Genomic DNA, 24,390 nt, shown 5'->3' on the forward strand with positions numbered 1-24,390 from the left:
TTTTCAACACCCATATGTTACCCGTATCATTCTTATGGGCACCTAACATCCATATAACATCTGACTACGCTCATTCGTTTCAACGGTAATCAGTATTGGTGCTATTGCGACTCTGTTCCCGTCGGGAACAACAGGAATTTGTCGTCGAAACAATGACGTTACCCATAACAAAGTAAAGGCCAGGTAAATCATGCCATTAGTCATCGTTGCTATCGGTGTTATCTTGTTACTTCTTCTGATGATCCGCTTCAAAATGAACGGATTTATCGCCCTTGTCCTGGTAGCGCTCGCTGTCGGGTTGATGCAGGGAATGCCTCTGGATAAAGTCATCGGCTCCATCAAAGCCGGTGTCGGCGGTACGCTTGGCAGTCTGGCCCTGATTATGGGGTTCGGCGCCATGCTGGGCAAAATGCTTGCCGACTGCGGCGGCGCTCAACGTATCGCCACTACCCTGATCGCGAAATTTGGTAAAAAGCATATTCAGTGGGCCGTCGTGTTAACCGGCTTTACCGTCGGCTTCGCTCTGTTCTATGAAGTGGGCTTCGTTCTGATGCTGCCGCTGGTATTCACCATTGCCGCAGCGGCGAATATCCCGTTACTGTACGTCGGCGTGCCGATGGCCGCGGCGCTCTCCGTCACACACGGCTTCCTGCCGCCGCACCCGGGTCCAACCGCGATCGCCACGATTTTCCATGCCGATATGGGTAAGACGCTGCTGTTTGGTACGATTCTGGCAATCCCGACCGTGATCCTTGCCGGACCGGTTTACGCCCGTTTCCTGAAAGGTATCGATAAGCCGATCCCGGAAGGCCTGTACAGCGCGAAAACTTTTACGGAAGAAGAGATGCCGGGCTTTGGCGTCAGCGTCTGGACGTCGCTGGTTCCGGTGATTCTGATGGCGATGCGTGCGATTGCCGAGATGATTCTGCCAAAAGGCCACGCTTTCCTGCCCGTTGCCGAGTTCCTGGGCGACCCGGTAATGGCTACGTTAATTGCCGTACTGATTGCGATGTTCACCTTTGGCCTGAACCGCGGGCGTTCAATGGATCAGATTAACGATACGCTGATCTCTTCCATCAAAATTATCGCCATGATGCTGCTGATCATCGGCGGCGGCGGCGCGTTCAAGCAGGTGCTGGTCGATAGCGGCGTGGATAAATACATCGCTTCAATGATGCATGAAACCAATGTCTCTCCGCTGTTGATGGCGTGGTCTATCGCGGCGGTGCTGCGTATCGCGCTGGGCTCTGCGACTGTCGCGGCGATTACCGCAGGCGGCATTGCGGCGCCGCTGATCGCCACTACCGGCGTTAGCCCTGAACTGATGGTTATCGCAGTCGGTTCCGGGAGCGTGATTTTCTCTCACGTCAACGACCCAGGCTTCTGGCTGTTCAAAGAGTATTTCAATTTGACTATCGGCGAGACCATTAAATCCTGGTCGATGCTGGAAACGATCATCTCCGTCTGCGGCCTGATCGGCTGTCTGCTGTTGGGTATGGTGGTTTAAGCGAGACAGCTTGTAGGCCGGATAAGGCAGCAATGTGCGCCAGGATTGCCTGATGGCGCTGCGCTTATCAGACCTACGTGCTCTCACCATAATAAAGCCGGGGAAATCCCCGGCTTTATTACTTCTTCTTCGCGGCCGCTTTTCGGCGCTTATCCAAATCCTTAATCAGCTTGTTTACGCCCTCATCGGCAAACATCTGCTCCAGCGTGGCGGTGAGCTTCCGCCGCCAGTTTTTATACTGATCGCTGGTGCCCGGTACGTTAACCGGATCGGCCATATCCAGCCAGTCCTCCGGCTGAAGCCCCAATAGACCGCTGTTACTGTCGGCGATATAGCGCTGAAGTCCGCGATTTAGCGTTGGCGTCATCGACATTAACGATGCCTTATGCCCGGCGCGTTTTGGTAGACAGCCATATTTATGCAGCGCGTCCAATAGCCCCTGTTTCGCCCGCTCGCGATCCTCATACAGCCCGCGCAGAATCACTTCATCCGGATAAAGCCCCAGAGCTTTACCCAACGTCAGGTCACCGCATTCCCAATAGCCGCGCAGCGTGGGGAGATCGTGCGTCGAGGCGACAGCCATCGATTGTTGCGGATACGCGCCTGGCGCGCGGAAGTTTTTCTCAAGGTCATTTTCAAACCACAGCACTTTATAAGAATAGACCCCGCTATCGCGCAGCTTGCCGACAATCTCAACTGGCACCGTCCCCAGATCTTCGCCTATCACCATACAGCGGTGACGTTGGCTCTCCAGCGCCAGAATAGAAAGCAAATCATCTACCGGATAATGGACGTAAGCCCCCTGATCCGCTGTTTCGCCATACGGTATCCACCACAGACGCAGCAACGACATGACATGGTCAATGCGCAACGCGCCGCAGTTTTGCATATTGGCGCGCAGCAGGTCGATAAAGGGCTCATACGCCCGGGCGACAATGATATGCGGGTCCATCGGCGGCAGCCCCCAGTTCTGACCGAGCGGGCCGAGGATATCCGGCGGCGCGCCGACAGATGCTTTCAGGCAGTACAGCTCCCGGTCGCACCAGGTTTCCGCGCCGCCTTCCGCTACGCCAACCGCCAGATCGCGGTACAGACCAATCGGTAGTTTAAAACTCTGGCAGGTATCCCAGCAGGCGGCGAATTGGCGCCAGGCCAGCCACTGAAGCCAGAGGTAAAACTCCACCTCTTCGCGGTGCGCTTCACAGAATTGTTTTACCGCGGGAGACTCTACCGACTGGTACGCCTCCGGCCAGGCTGGCCAGCCCCAGCGCTGCTCATCCTCTTTTACCTGATACGCATGCAGCGCGTCGAATGCCGCCTGCCAGTAAAGGCTTTCGCCTTCGCGGGCGATAAAGTGACGAAACTCCGCCATTTGCGCATCGTCGCGAGCGGCAAACCGCGTCCACGCCATCCGCAGCGCCGTGATTTTCAGCGCGGTAACGGTAGCGTAATCCACCCATTGCGCATCGCGTGCCTGTCGCAGCTTTTGCTGTGTGGCGGGCATTTGCCACCATGCCTGCGCCTCTTCGCTCAGGCGGAAATCTTCGACGGCGTTGACGTCGATATATATCACGTTCAGCCAGCGACGAGACGAGGGGCTGTAGGGACTGGCGCTCTCCGGATTCGCCGGATAAAGCGCGTGGATCGGGTTCAGGCCGATAAACGCGCCGCCGCGTGTCGCCACGTCGACCAGCATCGACTTCAAATCGCCGAAATCGCCAATACCCCAGTTTTTTTCTGAACGCAGAGTATAAAGCTGGACGCAGGCCCCCCACAGTTTTTTCCCCTCCAGCAGCGCCTGCGGCTCATAGCATCGCGGCGGGGCAACGATAATACGGCAGTGCGTACGCTGTTCATCCTGAGTCAACGTCAGGGTGTGGTAGCCCTCCGGCAATGTAGCCGGAAGGTTAAGTTTTTTACCGCCCGTCACGCGCCCTTTGTAATGCACGCCCTCTTCCGTAGTCAGCAGCCAGGCAAACTCACCGCGCCCCTCTACCGGCAACGCCATTTTTTTACCCGCGGTATAAACCTTCACATTCGGCACGACCGACTGTGGTCCTGTTGTCGTGCCGTGCATCGCCGCCAGCAAACGTCTCTTGGTTTCAGCGCCAATAGACTGCGGTTTGCCATGAGCATTGATGTAACTGGGACTGATCCCCGCCGCCAGCGCGGCACTATCGAGACGTTTATTTTCCATCGCGCTCCCTTAGCGTTTTGCCTGCCAGATACGGGCCTGATAATCGCGAATAGAGCGATCGGAACTGAACATACCGCAGCGCGCGGTATTGAGGATCGCGGCGCGCGTCCACGCTTCCTGGTCGCGATACAGCGCATCCACCTGCTTTTGCGCCTCGACATAAGCGGCGAAGTCCGCCATGACCAGGTACGGATCGCCCCCCTGTTTGCCGAGGCTATGCAGCATCTGGTCAAAGGCATGTTTATCGCCATCGCTGTATTGACCGCTTTCCAGCTCTTTTAGCACCGCATCCAGCACTTTGTCTTTTTTACGCCATTTCACCGGATCGTAGCCTTTGGCTTTGAGCGCCTTGACCTCTTCCACAGTATGGCCAAAGATAAAGATATTCTCTTCACCCACCTTTTCAGCGATTTCAACGTTAGCGCCGTCCAGCGTTCCCACAGTCAACGCCCCGTTCAGCGCCAGTTTCATGTTGCCGGTGCCGGACGCCTCTTTCCCGGCGGTAGAAATTTGCTCGGAAATATCCGCCGCAGGAATGAGCATTTCCGCCGCCGAGACGCAGTAATCCGGCAGGAAAACCACCTTCAGCTTATCACCCACCGCCGGGTCGTTATTAATGGCTTCCGCAACCTTATTGATAGCAAAAATGATGTTCTTCGCCAGGTAATAGCCCGGCGCCGCCTTCGCGCCAAACAGGAATACGCGCGGTACGCGGTCGGCCTGCGGGTTTTCGCGGATCTCTTTGTACAGCGCCAGAATATGCAACAGATTCAGATGCTGACGCTTGTACTCGTGCAGACGTTTGATTTGAATATCAAAAATCGCATGGCTCGAAATCTCAATCCCGGTACGGGCCTGGATAAATTTCACCAGGCGCTCCTTGTTCGCCCGTTTGATGTCGCGATATTGCTGACGGAATTTGGCGTCGTCAGCGTATTTTTCGAGGTTGATCAACTGGTCGAGATCGTTAGCCCACTCTTTTTTCAGCGTTTTATCCAGCAACGCCGCAAGCTGCGGATTGCACTGTTTGATCCAGCGACGCGGCGTAATGCCGTTGGTGACATTGTGGAATTTGTTCGGCCAAAGCTGGTGATATTCCGGGAACAGATCTTTCACCACCAGATCGGAGTGCAGCGCCGCCACACCGTTGACCGCAAAGCCGCTGACCACGCACATATTGGCCATGCGTACCTGACGGTCGTGCACCACCGCCAGTTTTGCCCATACCTGCTTATCGCCAGGCCAGGTCTTATCGACCAGCGTCTTAAAGCTGTCGTTAATCTGCTTGATAATCTGCATATGACGCGGCAACAGCGCTTTGATTAACCTCTCGTCCCAGCACTCCAGCGCTTCCGGCATCAGGGTGTGGTTGGTGTAGGCGAAGGTTTTGCTGGTGATAGCCCAGGCGTCATCCCAGCTCAGCTGGTGCTCGTCAATCAGCACGCGCAGCAGTTCCGGAATGGCGATGGTCGGGTGAGTATCGTTCAACTGAATGACCTCGTAATCCGCCAGCTCATGCAGTTTGCGTCCGGCCAGATGATGGCGACGCAGAATATCCGCTACCGAGCAGGCGCACTGGAAGTATTGCTGCATCAGGCGCAGTTTTTTGCCCGCCGTGTGGTTATCGTTGGGATAAAGCACCTTCGTCAGTTTTTCCGCATCGATACCCTGCTGTTCCGCCCGCAGGAAAGCGCCGTCGTTGAATTTGGTCAGATCAAACGGATGGGCGTGGGTCGCCTGCCACAAACGCAGCGGTTGCGCGACACCGTTACGATAGCCTAACACCGGCAGATCCCAGGCCTGGCCTGTAATCACAAAACCTGGCTTCCAGCGCCCTTCTTTGGTGACTTTACCGCCGATCCCAACCTGGACGTCCAGCGCCTCGTTGTGGCGGAACCACGGATAGCTGCCGCGATGCCAGTCATCCGGCGCTTCCATCTGCTTGCCTTCAACAAATGACTGACGGAACAGCCCATACTGGTAGTTCAGACCATAGCCCGTAGCGGACTGCCCGACGGTGGCCATCGAATCGAGGAAGCAGGCGGCCAGACGTCCCAGACCACCGTTGCCGAGCGCCGGATCGACTTCCTCTTCCAGCAGATTGGTCAGATTAATATCGTGCGCTTTCAGCACATCGCTAACGTCCTGGTACCATCCCAGATTTAACAGGTTATTTCCCGTCAGGCGGCCAATCAAAAATTCCATCGAAATGTAGTTCACATGACGCTGGCCTTTCGTCGGCTGCGCTACCGGTTGCGCGCTCAGTAATTCCGCCAGCGCGCCGCTAACGGCCTGCCACCACTGACGAGGCGTCATGTCGGACGCCGACAGTAAACCGAAACGCTGCCACTGACGCGTCAGGGCGGCCTGGAATTGATCTTTATTGAAGGTTGGCTGTGACATAGGAAATCCGTCCTCGGGTAATAAAACAACGTTATCGCTAGTTTGCCAGGCTCGATGTTGACCTTCCTCCTCCCGGCAATGATTAGGGAGGGAGGAGGAGCGGGGATGAGCATAAAAGTGTGATCGCCGCCACTTACCCCTGTATAAACGCGCCGATTCCTGTCAACGACACCCAGTGTTACGCATAATCAAATGAATAAACAGAAATAACAGTAAATCGCGAAGGGGTATTTTCGAAGATTATATGAACGCCGAAATAGTTTCTTACCTGAAATATTCAGCAGCGGGAGGTTCACTAACTTAACATAATTAATTAAACGCCTGGTATCGCCATTGTGTTAAATCCGCATCCTGTCCAGGACATTATTTACAATAACGGAAATATGACCTCAGCCCAGCTCTGACGCTCGTTTCAACCGCGCCGAATACTTTTTTAATACCGTTATTTAGAATTGTGACAGAGTGCAAATTCAGACACATAAAAAGTCTGCTTAGCTTGCATTAAAATGCTTTCTGGCCGACCTTATATCTATTAATTACGAAGCGCAAAAAAAATCGCAGTTCCCCCCATTTCCCACAGTGAAGTGATTGCTATGTTGATTCCGTCTAAATTAAGTCGTCCGGTTCGTCTCGACCATACCGTGGTTCGTGAGCGGCTGTTGGCTAAACTTTCCGGCGCGAACAATTTCAGGCTCGCCCTGGTAACCAGTCCTGCTGGCTATGGGAAAACCACGCTTGTCTCACAGTGGGCGGCGGGCAAAAATGAATTAGGCTGGTACTCTCTCGACGAAGGCGATAACCAGCAAGAGCGATTCGCCAGTTACTTAATTGCCGCTATCCAACAGGCCACCGGCGGACACTGCTCTACCAGCGAAGCGATGGCGCAAAAACGTCAGTACGCCAGCCTGACGTCTCTCTTCGCACAGCTCTTTATTGAACTGGCGCAGTGGCATCGCCCGCTTTATCTGGTGATTGACGACTACCATTTGATTACCAATCCGGTGATTCACGACGCGATGCGCTTTTTCTTACGGCATCAGCCGGAAAATTTCACCCTGGTGGTGTTATCGCGTAATTTGCCGCAACTGGGCATCGCTAATCTGCGCGTGCGCGATCAGCTGTTGGAAATCGGCAGCCAGCAGTTAGCTTTTAACCATCAGGAAGCAAAGCAATTTTTTGACCGTCGCCTTTCGTCGCCCATTGAAGCCGCTGAGAGCAGTCGTATGTGCGACGATGTGGCCGGTTGGGCCACTGCGCTACAGTTGATCGCCCTCTCCGCGCGCCAGAACCATACCTCTGCGCATCACTCCGCCCGCCGTCTTGCCGGGATTAATGCCAGCCACCTTTCTGATTATCTGGTGGACGAAGTACTGGATAACGTGGATGTCAGCACCCGACATTTTTTACTTAAAAGCGCGATCTTACGCTCAATGAATGACGCGTTGATTGTGCGCGTGACCGGCGAAGAAAACGGCCAGATGCGGCTGGAGGAGATTGAGCGCCAGGGGTTATTCCTGCAACGCATGGACGACACGGGCGAATGGTTCAGCTATCACCCGTTGTTTGGTAGCTTTCTGCGCCAGCGTTGCCAGTGGGAACTGGCGGCGGAACTGCCGGAGATCCACCGTGCGGCCGCGGAAAGCTGGATGGAACAAGGTTTTCCCAGCGAAGCTATACATCATGCGCTGGCGGCGGGTGACGCGCAAATGCTGCGCGATATCCTGCTTAACCATGCGTGGGGGCTGTTTAATCACAGTGAACTGGCGCTGCTGGAAGAGTCATTAAAAGCGCTGCCGTGGGAAAGCCTGCTGGAAAATCCGCGGCTGGTGTTGTTACAGGCCTGGCTGATGCAAAGCCAACACCGCTACAGCGAAGTGAATACGCTGCTGGCGCGCGCCGAGCAAGAGATCAAAGGGGTCATGGACGGCACGCTACATGCTGAATTTAACGCGCTGCGCGCCCAGGTCGCCATCAACGACGGCAATCCGGAAGAGGCAGAGCGGCTGGCGAAACTGGCGCTGGATGAGCTTCCTCTCGCCTGGTTTTATAGCCGCATTGTCGCGACCTCCGTTCACGGCGAAGTGCTGCACTGTAAAGGCGATCTTAGCCAGTCTTTATCGCTGATGCAGCAAACCGAACAAATGGCACGCCATCATGACGTCTGGCATTACGCGCTGTGGAGCTTAATTCAACAAAGCGAAATTCAGTTCGCCCAGGGATTCCTGCAGGCCGCATGGGAAACGCAGGAGAGAGCCTTCCAGTTGATCAAAGAGCAACATCTGGAACAACTGCCGATGCATGAGTTTCTGGTACGTATCCGCGCGCAATTGCTGTGGGCGTGGGCGCGCCTTGACGAAGCGGAGGCCTCGGCGCGCAGCGGTATCGCTGTGCTGTCCACCTTCCAGCCGCAACAACAGTTGCAGTGCCTGACGTTACTGGTGCAGTGCTCGCTGGCGCGCGGCGATCTGGATAATGCCCGTAGTCAGCTTAACCGACTGGAAAATTTATTAGGCAATGGTCGTTATCACTGCGACTGGATCTCTAACGCCGATAAGGTGCGTGTCATTTACTGGCAGTTAACCGGCGACAAAAAATCCGCCGCCAACTGGTTACGTCATACGCCCAAACCGGCGTTTGCCAATAACCATTTTCTGCAAGGGCAATGGCGGAATATCGCCCGCGCGCAGATCTTGCTGGGCGAATTCGAGCCTGCGGAAATCGTGCTGGAAGAGTTAAATGAGAATGCCCGTAGCCTGCGCTTAATGAGCGATTTAAACCGCAATCTGCTGTTACTCAATCAGCTTTACTGGCAATCCGGGCGGAAAAACGACGCCCAGCGCGTATTGCTTGATGCCTTACAGCTTGCCAACCGCACCGGATTTATCAGCCATTTTGTGATTGAAGGCGAAGCCATGGCGCAACAATTGCGTCAGCTTATCCAGCTCAATACGCTGCCGGAGATGGAGCAGCATCGCGCGCAGCGCATCCTGCGAGAGATTAACCAACATCACCGGCATAAATTCGCCCATTTTGACGAAGGCTTCGTCGAGCGCCTGCTTAACCATCCGGATGTCCCGGAGCTTATTCGCACCAGCCCGCTCACCCAGCGTGAATGGCAGGTGTTAGGGCTTATCTATTCCGGTTACAGCAACGAACAGATTGCCGGCGAACTGGCGGTGGCCGCGACCACCATTAAGACGCATATCCGCAACCTCTACCAGAAACTCGGCGTCGCGCACCGTCAGGACGCGGTACAGCACGCGCAGCAGTTGCTGAAGATGATGGGGTACGGGGTTTAAATTAATGCCTGATGAGCTTATCAGGCCTACGATCACGCGCAGAGTGTAGGCCTGATAAGACAGTCTCTTTAACACAGCTCCAGTTGGATATGGTTCTCCGTCAACACCTGCATCACGCCCGGCGGCGGCAGGGTATCGGTGTAGACCGCATCGACCATACTAATGCTGCCCATGTTTACCATCGCGTTACGGCCAAATTTAGAGTGATCCACCACCAGCATCACGTGGCGCGAATTTTCGATAATCGCGCGCTTGGTGCGTACCTCATGGTAGTCAAATTCCAGCAACGAGCCGTCGCTATCAATACCGCTAATACCGAGAATGCCGAAATCGAGACGGAACTGGGCGATAAAGTCCTGCGTCGCTTCGCCAATAATGCCGCCGTCGCGGCTACGGAGTTCGCCGCCAGCGAGGATAATACGAAAATCCTCTTTCGCCATTAGCGTGTTCGCTACGTTCAAATTGTTGGTCACGATCCGCAAATTACTGTGCCCTAACAGGGCGTGCGCTACGGCTTCCGGCGTCGTGCCGATATCAATAAACAGCGTTGAACCATTGGGGATCTGGGCCGCGACTTTGCGAGCGATGCGCTCTTTTTCTTCCGTTTGCGTCGCCTTACGATCGTGCCACGGCGTGTTCACCGAGCTGGATGGCAACGCCGCGCCGCCGTGGTGGCGCAAAATCATATTCTGTTCCGCCAGATCGTTAAGATCCCGACGAATGGTTTGCGGGCTGACAGAAAAATGCTCCACCAGCTCTTCCGTACTGACGTACCCCTGTTTTTTCACCAGTTCAATGATCGCGTCATGCCGTTGTGTTTGTTTCATGAATAATCTCTGAAAGTAACCAACCTTGCGCCGGATAGCGGCATTCGCCCTACCCGGCCTGGAAAAATATCTCGACCACAGGCCGGATACGCCTCACGTTCGTTTTCGCGCATTCAGCGTATCAACAAAGGCCATCGCTAAACCGACGATAAGCCCGGCGATGTGCGCGCCGTTCGCCATAGACATGCCAAACCAGTCAAACCAACCAGCGACTATCCACAATAATGCAAAAATAATTAAGCCGCGCTGGAGGTAAATTCCGCTTTGCGGATCGCGCTCTCCGCGCAGCCACACGTAACCCATCAGCGCATAGACGACGCCGGACAGCCCGCCAAACCACGGGCCGCTAAATTTCTGCTGTACATAGCCGCTTAGCAGCGCGCTTATCACCGTAATGACGATTAATTTACCGCTGCCCAGGCGCTTCTCTACCGCCCCGCCGAGATACCACCACCACAGCAGGTTAAAAAGAATATGCATCAGTGAGAAGTGCATAAAGATATGGGTGAAGTAGCGCCAGACTTCAAATTTTAAAACCGGATCGAACGGCCACGCCAGCCACACCATCACCGTCTGATCGCCGATGAGACTCATCGCGATATAGACCAGCACGCAGGCGAGCATCACGATCCAGGTAACAGGGCCGGCTCGTTCACGCAGCGTGGCGAGAAAGGGAAAACGGCGGTAGCGTAGCCCGCTGTTAGTCTGCCCGGACTGCCAGCTAGCCGCCAGATAACGCGGATCGCCGGGATTTTCTATAAACCGCGCCAGCTCGACCCGCACACGTTCGGCCTGCGATTCATCTGCCAGCCAGATATCGCTTTGATTATGTTGCTGAATAGTAAGAATGACGCCCTGGGTGGCCATGTAATCAACAAATGCCTGCGCCACGCGAGGATTCGCAAAGGAAGTAATCATCAACATTATTGCTGTCGCTTAGTCCATACAAAAGAAGACAGTATATATACCCTTCTCGTCGGAGGCTGCATCTTTATGGGATTACGCGCCATTCGCGACATCGGCAGGGAAACGGCGATGCCAGGCCTCAAACCCGCCGTCAATGCTGTAAACCGCATCATAGCCTTGCTGGAGCAGATACTGCGCGGCGCCTTTACTACTGTTGCCGTGATAGCACATTACCATCACCGCGGTATCGAAACCATGCTCACGCATAAACGCGCCCAGCGTATCGTTAGTCAAGTGAAACGCCTGCGGCGCATGACCCATGGCATAACTTTGCGGATCGCGAATATCGACCAGCACCGCCGCGCCCTGGTGCAGTTTCTGATACGCCTCTTCTACAGTGATACATTCAAATTGTTCCATGAATCGCTCTTTCATTATTGCCGGTGAAGCCAATTAAGGCATTTTATCGCCCAGTGTACGTTGACGGAGTAGCTTAACGCCATAATGTTATACATATCACTCTAAAATGTTTTTTCGATGTTACCAATAGCGCGTTTCTTTGCTATTATGTTCGATAACGAACATTTTTGAACTTTAACGAAAGTGCAAGAGGGCAGCATGGAAACCAAAGATCTGATCGTGATAGGCGGGGGCATTAACGGTGCAGGCATCGCGGCTGATGCCGCCGGACGCGGTTTGTCCGTACTCATGCTGGAAGCGCAGGATTTGGCCTGCGCGACCTCTTCCGCCAGTTCGAAACTTATCCACGGCGGCTTACGCTACCTTGAACACTACGAGTTCCGCCTGGTCAGCGAAGCGCTGGCAGAACGTGAAGTGCTGTTGAAAATGGCGCCGCACATCGCCTTCCCGATGCGTTTTCGTCTGCCGCACCGCCCGCATTTACGTCCGGCCTGGATGATCCGTATCGGTCTGTTTATGTACGATCACCTCGGCAAACGTACCAGTTTACCCGGTTCCACCGGTGTGCGGTTTGGCGCAGATTCGGTGCTCAAACCGGAAATCGTGCGCGGATTCGAATATTCCGACTGCTGGGTAGACGATGCGCGTCTGGTGCTGGCTAACGCACAGATGGTGGTGCGTAAAGGCGGCGAAGTCCTTACCCGTACTCGCGCAACCGCCGCTCGTCGGGAAAATGGTCTGTGGATTGTCGAAGCGGAAGATATCGACACCGGTAAAAAATATGTCTGGCAGGCGCGCGGACTGGTTAACGCCACCGGACCGTGGGTCAAACAGTTCTTCGACGAAGGGATGCATCTGCCGTCGCCGTATGGCATCCGCCTGATCAAAGGCAGCCATATCGTCGTGCCGCGCGTCCATAATCAGAAGCAGGCGTATATTCTGCAAAACGAAGATAAGCGTATCGTCTTTGTCATTCCGTGGATGGAAGAGTTTTCGATCATTGGCACAACCGATGTCGAATATAAAGGCGATCCGAAAGCAGTAAAAATTGAAGAGAGCGAAATTAATTACCTGTTGAAGGTCTATAACGCGCACTTCCAGAAACAACTGGGGCGCGATGACATCGTCTGGACGTACTCCGGCGTCCGTCCGCTGTGCGATGATGAGTCCGACTCACCGCAGGCGATCACTCGCGATTACACCCTGGATATCCATGATGAAAACGGCAAAGCGCCGCTGCTTTCCGTGTTTGGCGGTAAGCTCACGACCTACCGTAAGCTGGCCGAACATGCGATGGAAAAACTGGCGTCTTATTATCCAGGCATCGGGCCGGCATGGACCAAAACGTGCGTACTGCCCGGCGGCGACATCGACGGCAGCCGCGAAGATTACGCGGCGAAGCTGCGTCGTCGTTATCCGTTCCTGACGGAATCGCTGGCGCGCCACTATTCGCGCACTTACGGCAGCAACACGGAGTGGATTCTCGGCGAAGCCACGTCACTGCTTGATTTAGGCGAAGATTTCGGTCATGAGTTTTACGAAGCGGAACTCAAGTACCTGGTGGATCACGAATGGGTGCGCCGTACTGAAGACGCTATCTGGCGTCGCACCAAAGAAGGCATGTGGCTGACCGCCGAGCAGCAGTCCCGCATCACCCAGTGGCTGGCGGCGTATGTTGAGAAACACCAACTTTCACTGGCGTCGTAATAAAATCCGGGGCGGTTTATACCGCCCTTTTTCGCCACATACCGCATTCACTCGCCGGGTTTTGTACAGCCGGGCATATGATTAGTGATACGGTAGCGATCGACACTTATTTTGGTAATAAAGAAGGGTTTTGCCCGCGCTTCGCTATTCCAGAGAGTTTTCCCCGTTTTACACCAGCTTTTATGAGGAAAGTTGGCATAATGAACCACGCTCTCCTCCCCCAGCACGCTTTCAAAATGCGCACGTTTATCACCGTCGGCCACGCTAAATTCAGCATAAAAAAGATTGCTGTCCAGGTTAAACGTCATTTCTATTTCACTGGCGGACGATGGAAAGAACACAGGCAGCCAGGTCCAGATACCGGACTGCTCGGGTATGGCGGCATAATCAGGAAAGTAGCTTACCTGGCGATCATCGCAGGCGGTCAGCACAGCGATGATGATTAATGTTGCACCACACCGGAGGACCTGATTAATCAGCTCAGCAACAATATCTTTATGCCACGAAGTGGATTCACGCCGTGCAATACGAATATCCGCGCCGCTGGCCGGGTCTACGCCTACCCGTTCCACATATAATTTAACATCTTCCATTTAGTCCCTTTATTTCGCGGCCGGATACAGCGGCACATATCCCACATCCTGCACCAACTGTTGTCCCTGCGGGCTTAGAAACCAGTCCACCAGCTTTTGTGTTTCCGCTGTGGGGTGTTCACGGGTAACCATATAAACATCAACCGTGTACGGGTAACTGCCGTTACGAATATTTTCAACCGTCGGCGCAACATCGTTTATCGCCAGTAATTTAATCTCTTTATTGCTGTGCATCTGCGTAGCGTAATAACGAAAGGTATAGCCAATGGCGTTGTGCGTATTGCGATACTCAGCCACGATATCCACCATTTCCCCCATCGCGGTTGCCACTGATGTTGTTTGCGCTGGCATCAGCTTTGTTTCTTTCATTACCTTCGCCAGCATCGCCGTTTGGCTGCCAGAGTTTTCTGGTCGCTGCCAGGGCTTAATGTCGATTGCCTCTCCGCCCACCTCATTCCAGTGGGTGATTCTTCCGCTAAAAATGCCGCGAATTTGTACATCACTCAACGATGACACGGGATTGTTTTGGTTGACGATAAACACAAACGCTTCACGTGCAAAGGGGGTGTAAACCAGTTTTACGCCACTGGCCTCGGCCAATTGCTTTTGAGCAGTGGAAGGCTGGGCGACAAAAATAAGATCGGCATTACCGTTAAGGATATTTTGATAGGCTTCAATGGTTCCCTGGTTTTCAAGGTAGTCTTCAGGGCAGATATCATCCGGAAAGCGCGTAAGCGCATAAAAAGCCGAGGCGTATAACGGCAAGCCAGCCGTTGCGCCATCGAGCCGCGGCCAATTTTGGGTGAGCAGAAGTGTCGGTTCATCGCGCAGCCCGGTTAGCTTGTTGCCCCATGTGTGCGCCTGATAATCGCGGAAATAAAGATATTCACTGCTCTCGGGAGCGGGATACTTCACGGCATAAAGATGTGACTGGTATACGGCACAGCTCCCGAAAAACAGCAGGCAAATCACCAGCAGATTACGACAAGAGTAGCCCGCACCGCCGCGTAGCACTCCCCAACGCGCACCGCCATACCCTAATGCAAAACAGAGCTGCGAGCCAACCGGGATGAGCAACACTGCCCATACCCAGCCGTTGAAAAAGGATATTACGCTGGGTACTAACCAAAGCGTTTGCACCACCTGGGCGATGGGTTTACGCCCTATCGCGCGAATATTAAGATCGGTGAGAAACATCAGGATGACCCACCCCATCAGCACCACCAGAGCGGGCATAAGCAGGCAGCAATCACGCCATTCTGGATTTACCTCTGATGCATTTCCCTTTCCCCATATTCGGCCACAGAGAAAAATTAACCCCGCGCCCAGAAGCGCTACCGGGATAATGGTCGCCTTCTCAATAGATCGCGCGACGGGGATACTATTTTCAAGAACGCTAATGTACGCCCACATTCCCCCCACGATAATCGTAATAATGTTCACCAGCAGCGGCACGCCGATAAACGCCATTATGATTGACAAAAAAAGCCAATTAGCATTTTTCATTTTTCTATCCGCTAATCCCTGCGATAACGGAAGTATAAACCCGGTAGTCCTGAGCACCCCCCATGCATTTTTCTGAAATCGCGACGTTAAAACATTCACGATAGCGGCAGACAGAAGTTGAAAGTTCCGGCTGCCGTTTTTTATTTACAGGCTCACATTAACCTGCAAGATCGATCTTTTTCCGCGCCTGCCCAACAGCATCGGCGGCCCGCAATGCCGCCTGCACAGCCTCCGGCGTAATGGTAAACGGCTCGTTGTGTATCGTTTCCCCAGTTTGACAAGACGCCCTGGCAACGACCAGCAGTTCATCATCGCTAACGCCAGCCAGACCAATATCCGCCAGCGTGGTGGGCAAGCCTATATCTTCACAAAATTGATAAACCTCCTCGATAAGCTCAGGCGCTCTATCGGTGAGCATAAGCATTGCCAGCGTGCCAAACGCAACCTTTTCCCCATGCCAGTATTTGTGCGTGGCGGGCAGTACCGTCAGACCGTTATGAATGGCGTGCGCCGCCGCCAGCCCACCGCTTTCAAAACCGAGCCCGGATAATAGCGTATTCGCTTCGATAACATGTTCGAGCGCCGGAGTAACCTGATGTTGTTCACAGGCAAGCTTCGCCAGGCGCCCATAGCGCATTAAGGTAGTGTAGCAAAAGCGCGCCAGCTCAAATGCGGTCATCGGTCCTGGCCTGGTGGTCATATTGCCTGCCCCTTTGATGCGGCAATCTTCCGCTTCAAACCAGGTTGCCAGCGCATCGCCTATCCCGGAAACCAAAAAGCGTACCGGCGCGGCAGCAATAATACTGCTGTCCACCAGCACAAGCGTCGGGTTACGTGGAATCATCAGGTAGCGTTTGAATTTCCCTTCTGGCGTATAGATAACAACCAGTGAACTGCACGGCGCATCCGTTGAGGCCAGAGTAGGAACCACGGCAATAGGCAGCCGCAGGCTGGCGCCGGTTGCTTTTGCCGTATCCAGGGTTTTCCCGCCCCCCATACCAACAATCACATCGGCGCCAATTTCCTGCGCGCGTGCGGAGATGCGAGCAATTTCCTCATCACTGCACTCGCTACTGAACACTTCGATATCAAATTCAATCACCCCGTGCAGTGCTGTTGCAACTGTATCCCGGTAGGTGTTGTGAACAACAGGATCCTGCAAAATCAGCGCCTTATGACCGAGTGCGGCCAATTCCTGCGGGAGATGCGTTGTCAACGCTCCTTTACCCTGAACATATCGTGACGGAAAGATCGCGGTAGTAACCATTGTTTCTCCTTAAAAAGTATTAAAGTTCAATATACAGAACACAAATTCCACATAAAGAATTTAATGCTGTTTACTCTGAACGCACAATGACCAGGTGAGAGCATAATCTTATCCTGTGAGGCAGCGCACAATTTTGGCGATGTATTAGACCGATGAGCAGTTTCCAGTGGGTTATCCGCTCTTTCTCACCTTATCTCCGTTCATTTTTGAAGCAAATCACAAAATATAACCTTCCTTAGAGTATGGAATTGACGCTGTATGAATACGTCGGCATAGTGTCAATATACAGAACAGTAGTTCCATATACAGAACACATTTTTGATACTAAAGGGATGCAATGATGAGCATTGAAATAGAGAAACCGACCACACGAGGGCGCTGGCTGCATATTATTCCAGCCACGATCCTCGTTTATATCGTGGCCTATATGGACAGGACCAATATCGCCATTGGGATCGCAGGCGGCATGGATGAAGATTTAGGCATGACGGCTTCTTTTGCCGGTCTGGTCGCCGGGATCTTCTTTATTGGTTATATCTTCCTGCAAATTCCCGGCGGTCAGATAGCCGAGCGGCTAAGCGCCAAGAAGTTAATTGCCTGGACAATCGTCGCCTGGGGTGGCTTTGCCCTGCTGACCGGTTTTGTTCAGACACCGACGCAGTTGTTGATTATCCGCTTTGTGCTCGGCGTGGCGGAAGGTGCTGTGTATCCCGCCATTCTGGCGCTGATTGGCCACTGGTTCCCAAATGAGGAGCGCGCCAGGGCTATCGCCTATTTCCAGATGAACCTGGCCGTCGCTTCTATTATTACCGGGCCGCTTTCCGGCTGGCTTATTGAAACCTACGGCTGGCGGGAGATGTTTATCATCGAAGGCTTGCTCTCTCTGGGTCTGCTCTTTGTCTGGCTACCTTTGGTTTCCGATCACCCGCATCAGGCAAAGTGGCTGGATCCGAAAGAGCGCGCCTGGATCGAACAAAAATTGCTGGCCGATCGCGCGTTGAGTATTGGCGGAGAGCAAAGCAGCATTCGCGGCGTATTAAAAAGCATCAACCTGTGGAAGCTTGTCGGTATCTATTTCTTCGTACAGGTCGGCTTCTATGGCTTCGCGCTATGGATGCCAAATCTGATTAAACACCTGACCGGCAGCGGCATGACCATCGTTGGGGTACTCACCGCGGCACCTTACGTTCTGTGCATTATCGGTCAGTATTACATCGCCAAATGGTGTGATAAAACGATGAATCGCCGCCTTTACACGGCTATTCCTCTGCTGGGTTTCGCGGCCTGTCTCGCCCTCTCCTTATTACTGAAAGATAACGTCTGGCTCGCCTACGGCATGATGGTTATTTGCGGGTTCTTCCTGCAAGCCTATGCCGGTCCATTCTGGACGCTGCCGCCATTACTCTTCGCCCCCAACGTTCTGGGCGGCGTGCGCGGCACGATCAACGCCCTGGGCAACATCGGCGGCTTTATCGGTCCGTACCTCGTCGGGCTGTTAACGGTGACGTTCTCGCAAACAGCAGGAATGACCGTACTGGTTGCTGCCCTGCTTATCGCCGTTGGACTGCTTTTCAGCTTACCTTCTGTTACCGCTCGTCCTGCAGGTAGCAGCAACACACCTAACACCTCGACGCCGGGTGCGTCACTTAAACAGGAAGGAATCGCCAAATGAGCCAAAAATGTCAACATGCTCGCGACCTGTGGTCGCAGCTCGACGCCCTGCGTCTTGGAATGAATTACAGCAAAGAAGATGTCAATAAACTGCAGGTCCTGGTGGATGATTGCTATGGTGAAAGTCATCCGGGCAGTTTCCATCTTAACCAACTGGGCGATGAAGCCGTGCTGGGTGTTCATGAAAGCGGCGGTCGCGCGGTCCGTCACCATGTAACGGATATCTGCGACGGCTGGGGTCAGGGCCACGATGGGATGAATTACATCCTGGCATCTCGAGAAGCTATTGCCAACATGGTCGAAATTCATGCCTCAGTGGTGCCTTATGATGCCGGTATTCTGATCTCAAGCTGCGATAAATCTATCCCGGCGCATCTGATTGCCGCCGCACGCCTGAACCTGCCGCTGCTGCATATTCCCGGCGGTTCTATGCGTCCGGCACCGAATATGAGTACTTCTGACCTCGGCGGGATCACTGCTAAGTTGAAGAAAGGCGAAATCGGCATTCAGCAAGTAGAAGCCATGCAGCAATGCGGTTGCCCCACCGCCGGAGCCTGCCAGTTTATGGGAACGGCCAGTACCATGCAGTGCATGTCGGAGGCCTTGGGGCTGGCCCTGCCAGGCAGCGCTTTGCTGCCATCGACCCTGGCGGAAATTCGCCGCGTTGCCAGAACTGCAGGCCACCAGGCGCTGTATCTGGCGGAGAAAAATATCACCACCCATAAGATCCTGACTCCTGCGGCGTTTGAAAATGCTATCAAAGTCCATGCTGCTATTGGTGGCAGCACCAATGCGATGATCCACCTTCCGGCCATCGCTCATGAACTTGGATGGGAGCTGAAGCCCGAACTGTTTGATCGGATCAATAACGAAATCCCTTATCTGACCAATATTCAGCCCAGCGGTGAATACGTTACCGAAATGATGTGGTTCGCTGGCGGCGTGCCAATGGTGCAATGGTATCTGCGCGATTATCTGGATCTTGATGTTCTTACCGTGACTGGCCGTACGCTCGGCGACAACCTGGAAATGCTCCATCAATCCGGCTTCTTTACCCGCAACCACGGTTACCTCAACAATTACAAAGTCAGTCCGGAGGAGGTGATCCGTAAACCAGAAAATGCCACCAAAAAAGGGTCGATTGCGGTACTGAAAGGCAACATCGCGCCTGAAGGAGCGGTCATTAAATACGCGGCCTGTGCGCCGGATATGCACCACCATACCGGTCCGGCTCGGGTCTTTAACTCCGAAGAAGACGCTCAGCAGGCCATCATCCATAACCATATCGAACCCGGCGACGTCATTTTCATTCGCTACGAAGGCGCAAAAGGCTCTGGCGCACCGGAAATGCTGATGACAACCGATGCCATCGTGTATGACAAACGCCTCGACGGAAAAGTCGCATTGATTACCGACGGTCGTTTCTCTGGAGCGACCAGCGGGCCATGTGTCGGACACGTCTCGCCAGAAGCCGCTGATGGCGGGCCGATTGCCCTGGTGGAAGATGGTGATTTAATCGAAATGGATGTGAAAGGCCGCAAGCTCAATATTGTAGGGATCGACGGGATGCCTAAAACAGAAGAGGAAATACGCCGCTGTCTTGAAGAGCGTCGAGCAAGCTGGAAGAAACCTGATTATTCAAACCGTCGCGGCGTCTTTAAACAGTTCACCGCTAATGCAACATCATTAATGGCCGGAGCCTGGCTTAAATAATATCCCTGGCGGGCTACGGCTCGCCTGTTTTAAGGATCAATACATGACTCAGATTACGAAATTTCACGGCGTATTTCCGCCAGTTCCGACCATTGTTAATGCGCAGGGAGAGTTAGATAAAGTCGGCATGGCAACCTTGCTGGATCATCTTATTGCAAGCAAGGTCAATGGCGTATTACTGCTGGGCAGCGGGGGGGAATTTTGCCATATGACCAATGCGCTGCGTCTGGAAACCGCAGAGTTTTGCGTCCGTCATATTAACCGCCGTATTCCAGTACTATTAGGTATTAGCAGCACCAGCACGCAGGAAGTGATTGAGTATGGTCAGCATGCCGACCGACTCGAAGTCGATGCCGTGCTGGTACTCAATCCCTACTATGCCAGATTGACCGATGAGTATATTTATCATCATTTCAAAACCGTGGCTAATAACATAAAAAGCCCGGTCATTCTCTACAACTTTCCAGCATTGACGGGACAGGACCTTAGCGTTGATTTAATGACCCGGCTGGCGCAGGATCACCCCAATATTATCGGCATTAAGGATACCGTTGATAATATCAGCCATATTCGTGAAATCATCAATAATGTCAGGCCAGTGCGTCCGGACTTCGTTATTTTCTCCGGCTATGATGAATATATGATGGATACGCTTATCTTAGGCGGCAACGGCGGGATCCCAGCGACAGCGAACTTTGCGCCGCAGCTAACCTGCGGGATCTACCGCGCGTGGTGTGAAAAAGAGTATGAGACAATGTTCGGATTACAGCGCAGGCTGTCCGCGCTTTCCACTATTTACAGCCTGGATTCACCTTTCTTCGGGATAATCAAAAAGGCAATTCAGCTTAGCGGAGTCGATATTTCAACTCATGTAATGCCCCCCGTTTTGCCGGCAAATGAAGAACATATTTCGAATTTGAAGCAGATCTTACAGCGTGCGGGACTTTAAGCGATGACGAAAGCGGGCTTCTTGCCCGCTATGTCTTTTTATTTCAGCACATCAGACGCGTCAGGCTACGGCTGGCATCCATCATCAGCGTAGCAAGCGACTCGCGTTTATCATCGGGGATCTGGAACGTAACGCCGGACACGCTCAGGGCGGCGATCACTTTCCCCTGCGTATTGAATACCGGCACCGCAATGCAGCGCACGCCAAGGGAGTCTTCTTCGTTATCATAACCCCAGCCGCGACGGCGAATTCCTGCTAACTCCTGCTTAAGGATATTCACATCCGTGATCGTCGTATCCGTAAAACGCGTTAATATCTGATCTGGAGGCAGCAACTCCTCCAGCTCTTCCCCGCTAAGCCATGCAATCAGCACCTTTCCCAGCCCTGAGCTATGTAATGAGAGGCGCTTGCCCTCCCAGCTTCGAATCACAATAGCCTGTGGGCTTTCGACTTTCAGAAGGTAAATAGGGGCATCGCCCTCCAGAACGCCAAGATGGCAGGTCAGGCCGGTGTTATCGCGAATCTCTTCAAGAATCGGTAACGCGATTTTTTTAATATCGTACTGTTCCGCCGCTTTATTACCTAATTCATACAGGCGTAGCCCCAGATAATACTTGTCTTTTTCCTGGCGTAATAACCCATGCTCCACCATGCCGTTGAGCAAAGATGAGGTACTGCTTTTCGCAATCCCTGAATTTTGATGGATCTGGGTAAACGTTGCGCCATCGCACTCCAGAAGGTAAGCAAATACGCGCATAATTTTATCGAGAGCCGGAATAGATGTCGTAATCTTTTTCATATTATTATCAATTAATTATGGATTTTTCTGCTAATACTATACACCAGTACTCAACCCTTTTTCCATGACAGAGACCAAGTGCCGCTAACAGATTCAGCAGACGAATATCGGCATACCCCCCGAATATACCACGATAAAAAACGGGGCCGTTTGGCCCCGTTCTCAAGCGTTAAACCGCTACAACCGCACCGGATCAATATGCCAGATATTTTCGGCATACTCTTTGATGGTTCTGTCCGATGAGAAGTAGCCCATATTGGCAATGTTGAGCATCGCTTTCGTCGTCCACTCTTCCGGGCGACGATACAACTCATCCACCTTATCCTGGCAGTCCACGTAGCTGCGGTAGTCCGCCAGCACCTGATAGTGATCGCCAAAGTTAATCAGCGAATCTACCAGATCGCGGTAACGGCCTGGCTCTTCCGGATTAAAGACGCCGCTACCAATCTGCGTCAGTACCTGATGTAGCTCTTCATCTTTTTCATAATAGTCGCGAGGCTTATAACCCTGCCTGCGCAACGCTTCCACCTCTTCTGCAGTATTACCGAAGATAAAGATATTCTCCTCGCCGACATGCTCCTGCATCTCTACGTTCGCGCCATCCAGCGTACCAATGGTGAGCGCGCCGTTCAGGGCAAATTTCATATTACTGGTGCCGGAAGCTTCTGTCCCTGCCAGCGAAATCTGCTCAGACAGGTCAGCAGCGGGAATGATCACCTGCGCCAGGCTGACGCTGTAGTTCGGGATAAACACCACTTTCAGCTTGTCGCCAATCTGCGGATCGTTGTTAATCACTTTCGCCACGTCGTTGATCAGATGAATAATGTGTTTTGCCATGTAATAGGCGGAAGCCGCCTTACCGGCAAAAATATTCACCCGCGGCACCCAGTCGGCCTCCGGATTTTCTTTAATGCGGTTATAGCGGGTAATGACATGCAGTACGTTCATCAACTGCCGCTTGTATTCGTGAATACGCTTAATCTGCACGTCAAATAACGCTTTAGGGTTCACCACCACATTCAGTTGTTGCGCTATCACTACCGCCAGCCGTTTTTTATTTTCCAGCTTCGCCTGACGCACCGCATGATTGACCAGCGGATAATCACAATGCTGCTTCAGCTCGCTGAGCTGACTAAGATCGGTACGCCAGGTACGACCAATATTCTCATCCAGCACGTCAGAAAGCGGCGGGTTTGCCAGCGCCAGCCAGCGGCGCGGCGTAACGCCGTTAGTGACGTTACAAAAACGGGTCGGAAAAATCTTCGCAAAATCCGCGAACAGCGACTGCACCATCAGGTTGGAATGGAGTTCAGAAACGCCGTTGACTTTATGGCTGACCACCACCGCCAGCCAGGCCATCCGTACCCGGCGGCCGTTCGACTCATCAATAATCGACGCGCGTCCAAGCAGGCTGGTATCGTTGGGATATTGCTCCTGCAACGTTTTCAGGAAATAGTCGTTAATCTCGAAGATAATCTGCAGGTGACGGGGCAGAATTTTCCCCAGCATATCGACAGGCCAGGTCTCCAGCGCCTCGCTCATCAGCGTATGGTTGGTATAAGAGAAGACCTGACAGCACACCTCAAACGCGTCGTCCCAGCTAAATTTATGTTCATCAATCAGCAGGCGCATCAGCTCCGGAATTGACAGCACCGGATGCGTATCATTGAGGTGAATGGCGATTTTATCCGCCAGATTCTCATAGGTTTTATGCAGTTGATAATGACGGTGCAGGATATCCTGTACCGTCGCCGAGACCAGAAAATACTCCTGGCGCAGGCGCAGCTCGCGTCCGGAATAGGTGGAATCGTCCGGGTAGAGCACCCGTGAAACGTTCTCAGAGTGGTTTTTATCTTCCACCGCCGCAAAGTAGTCGCCCTGGTTGAATTTACCGAGGTTGATTTCACTACTGGCCTGCGCATTCCACAGCCGCAGTGTGTTAGTGGCGTCGGTGTCGTAACCGGGGATGATCTGATCATACGCGACGGCCAGAATCTCTTCCGTCTCAATCCAGCGCGCTTTTTTACCTTCCTGCTGAATGCGACCGCCAAAAAGCACCTTATAGCGCGTATTGTGGCGCTTGAACTCCCACGGGTTGCCATATTCCAGCCAGTAATCCGGAGATTCTTTTTGCCGCCCGTCGACAATATTCTGCTTAAACATGCCGTAATCGTAGCGAATGCCATACCCGCGACCCGGTAATCCTAGCGTCGCCAGCGAGTCCAGGAAGCAAGCCGCCAGCCGTCCTAAGCCACCGTTGCCAAGCCCTGGGTCATTCTCTTCATCGATCAGCTCTTCGAGATCTAAGCCCATGGCCTCCAGCGCGCCTTTAACGTCGTCATAAATGCCCAGCGAGAGCAGCGCGTTAGAGAGAGTACGACCAATCAAAAACTCCATCGACAGGTAATAAACCTGCCGGGTTTCCTGCGATAATTGGGCTCGATTAGAACGCAGCCAGCGCTCCACCAGACGATCGCGCACCGCGAACAACGTGGCGTTCAGCCATTCATGTTTATTGGCAATGACCGGGTCTTTACCAATCGTAAACATCAGCTTATAGGCAATAGAATGCTTAAGCGCCTCAACGCTGAGTGTGGGCGATGCATAAGTAAACGGAGCATTCATA

At 53.2% G+C, this 24,390-nt stretch carries 16 protein-coding genes; 6 read left to right on the plus strand and 10 right to left on the minus strand.

Going from position 1 to position 24,390, the window contains the following annotated elements; all coding sequences use genetic code 11:
• The first annotated feature begins 190 nt into the window (after positions 1-190).
• Positions 191-1,507, plus strand: coding sequence for a gluconate transporter (gene gntT / locus ACH0VJ_RS12265; protein WP_001131732.1), 1,317 nt, complete (start codon positions 191-193; stop codon positions 1,505-1,507).
• 118 nt (positions 1,508-1,625) lie between these two features.
• Here the strand turns inward: gntT and malQ are convergent, their stop codons facing one another.
• A complete protein-coding gene (malQ, locus tag ACH0VJ_RS12270) occupies positions 1,626-3,704 on the minus strand; it encodes a 4-alpha-glucanotransferase (RefSeq protein WP_000428733.1) in 2,079 nt (692 codons plus the stop codon).
• 9 nt (positions 3,705-3,713) lie between these two features.
• Positions 3,714-6,107: a maltodextrin phosphorylase gene (gene malP, locus ACH0VJ_RS12275; protein WP_000082260.1), complete on the minus strand. Its 2,394-nt coding sequence runs from the start codon at positions 6,105-6,107 to the stop codon at positions 3,714-3,716.
• 593 nt (positions 6,108-6,700) lie between these two features.
• Here malP and malT point away from each other — a divergent pair.
• On the plus strand, positions 6,701-9,406 hold the full coding sequence (gene malT / locus ACH0VJ_RS12280) for an HTH-type transcriptional regulator MalT (RefSeq protein ID WP_000907030.1): 2,706 nt from the start codon (positions 6,701-6,703) through the stop codon (positions 9,404-9,406).
• Positions 9,407-9,474: 68 nt separating this feature from the next.
• Here malT and ACH0VJ_RS12285 read toward each other — a convergent pair whose 3' ends face one another.
• The 3 genes from ACH0VJ_RS12285 to glpE all read right to left on the minus strand — a co-directional run bounded on the left by ACH0VJ_RS12285 (position 9,475) and on the right by glpE (position 11,559).
• Complete coding sequence (locus ACH0VJ_RS12285; protein ID WP_000815085.1) at positions 9,475-10,233, minus strand: DeoR/GlpR family transcriptional regulator; 759 nt, start codon at positions 10,231-10,233, stop codon at positions 9,475-9,477.
• 93 nt (positions 10,234-10,326) lie between these two features.
• On the minus strand, positions 10,327-11,157 hold the full coding sequence (gene glpG / locus ACH0VJ_RS12290) for a rhomboid family intramembrane serine protease GlpG (RefSeq protein ID WP_000928702.1): 831 nt from the start codon (positions 11,155-11,157) through the stop codon (positions 10,327-10,329).
• A gap of 75 nt (positions 11,158-11,232) precedes the next feature.
• Entirely contained in the window at positions 11,233-11,559 is a 327-nt protein-coding gene (gene glpE / locus ACH0VJ_RS12295; RefSeq protein WP_000434523.1) for a thiosulfate sulfurtransferase GlpE, read from the minus strand.
• 198 nt (positions 11,560-11,757) lie between these two features.
• Here glpE and glpD point away from each other — a divergent pair, with 198 nt between their 5' ends.
• Positions 11,758-13,266, plus strand: a complete 1,509-nt coding sequence (gene glpD, locus ACH0VJ_RS12300; RefSeq protein ID WP_000448178.1) for a glycerol-3-phosphate dehydrogenase — start codon at positions 11,758-11,760, stop codon at positions 13,264-13,266.
• 47 nt (positions 13,267-13,313) lie between these two features.
• On the opposite strand, the gene ACH0VJ_RS12305 is transcribed toward glpD, so the two are convergent.
• The 3 genes from ACH0VJ_RS12305 to ACH0VJ_RS12315 all read right to left on the minus strand — a co-directional run bounded on the left by ACH0VJ_RS12305 (position 13,314) and on the right by ACH0VJ_RS12315 (position 16,632).
• A complete protein-coding gene (locus ACH0VJ_RS12305) occupies positions 13,314-13,859 on the minus strand; it encodes a hypothetical protein (RefSeq protein WP_000390374.1) in 546 nt (181 codons plus the stop codon).
• Positions 13,860-13,868: 9 nt separating this feature from the next.
• Positions 13,869-15,365 carry a PstS family phosphate ABC transporter substrate-binding protein gene (locus ACH0VJ_RS12310; RefSeq protein ID WP_000786259.1) on the minus strand — a complete coding sequence of 499 codons (1,497 nt, stop codon included), beginning with the start codon at positions 15,363-15,365 and terminating at the stop codon, positions 13,869-13,871.
• 157 nt (positions 15,366-15,522) lie between these two features.
• Positions 15,523-16,632: a glycerol dehydrogenase gene (locus ACH0VJ_RS12315; RefSeq protein WP_000258841.1), complete on the minus strand. Its 1,110-nt coding sequence runs from the start codon at positions 16,630-16,632 to the stop codon at positions 15,523-15,525.
• A gap of 337 nt (positions 16,633-16,969) precedes the next feature.
• Between ACH0VJ_RS12315 and ACH0VJ_RS12320 the strand changes: the two genes are divergently transcribed.
• Genes ACH0VJ_RS12320 through ACH0VJ_RS12330 form a run of 3 tightly spaced genes read left to right on the plus strand, consistent with a single transcriptional unit; the run spans position 16,970 to position 20,965 of the window.
• Positions 16,970-18,304 carry an MFS transporter gene (locus ACH0VJ_RS12320; RefSeq protein WP_001653833.1) on the plus strand — a complete coding sequence of 445 codons (1,335 nt, stop codon included), beginning with the start codon at positions 16,970-16,972 and terminating at the stop codon, positions 18,302-18,304.
• Positions 18,301-20,016 carry a dihydroxy-acid dehydratase gene (gene ilvD / locus ACH0VJ_RS12325; protein ID WP_000078494.1) on the plus strand — a complete coding sequence of 572 codons (1,716 nt, stop codon included), beginning with the start codon at positions 18,301-18,303 and terminating at the stop codon, positions 20,014-20,016. Before ACH0VJ_RS12320 ends, ilvD begins: the two co-directional genes overlap by 4 nt.
• A 43-nt stretch (positions 20,017-20,059) precedes the next feature.
• The gene (locus ACH0VJ_RS12330) at positions 20,060-20,965 is read left to right on the plus strand and encodes a dihydrodipicolinate synthase family protein (RefSeq protein ID WP_000192196.1); all 906 of its coding nucleotides are present in this window, start codon (positions 20,060-20,062) and stop codon (positions 20,963-20,965) included.
• A gap of 43 nt (positions 20,966-21,008) precedes the next feature.
• Here ACH0VJ_RS12330 and ACH0VJ_RS12335 read toward each other — a convergent pair whose 3' ends face one another.
• Positions 21,009-21,764 carry an IclR family transcriptional regulator gene (locus tag ACH0VJ_RS12335; protein WP_000724553.1) on the minus strand — a complete coding sequence of 252 codons (756 nt, stop codon included), beginning with the start codon at positions 21,762-21,764 and terminating at the stop codon, positions 21,009-21,011.
• Between the two features lie 177 nt (positions 21,765-21,941).
• Entirely contained in the window at positions 21,942-24,389 is a 2,448-nt protein-coding gene (glgP, locus tag ACH0VJ_RS12340; RefSeq protein WP_000993424.1) for a glycogen phosphorylase, read from the minus strand.
• Position 24,390 lies beyond the last annotated feature (1 nt).

Source organism: Salmonella sp. 2020_1459 (genome assembly GCF_043847915.1).
In the GTDB taxonomy this organism is placed as follows: Bacteria; Pseudomonadota; Gammaproteobacteria; order Enterobacterales; family Enterobacteriaceae; genus Salmonella; species Salmonella enterica.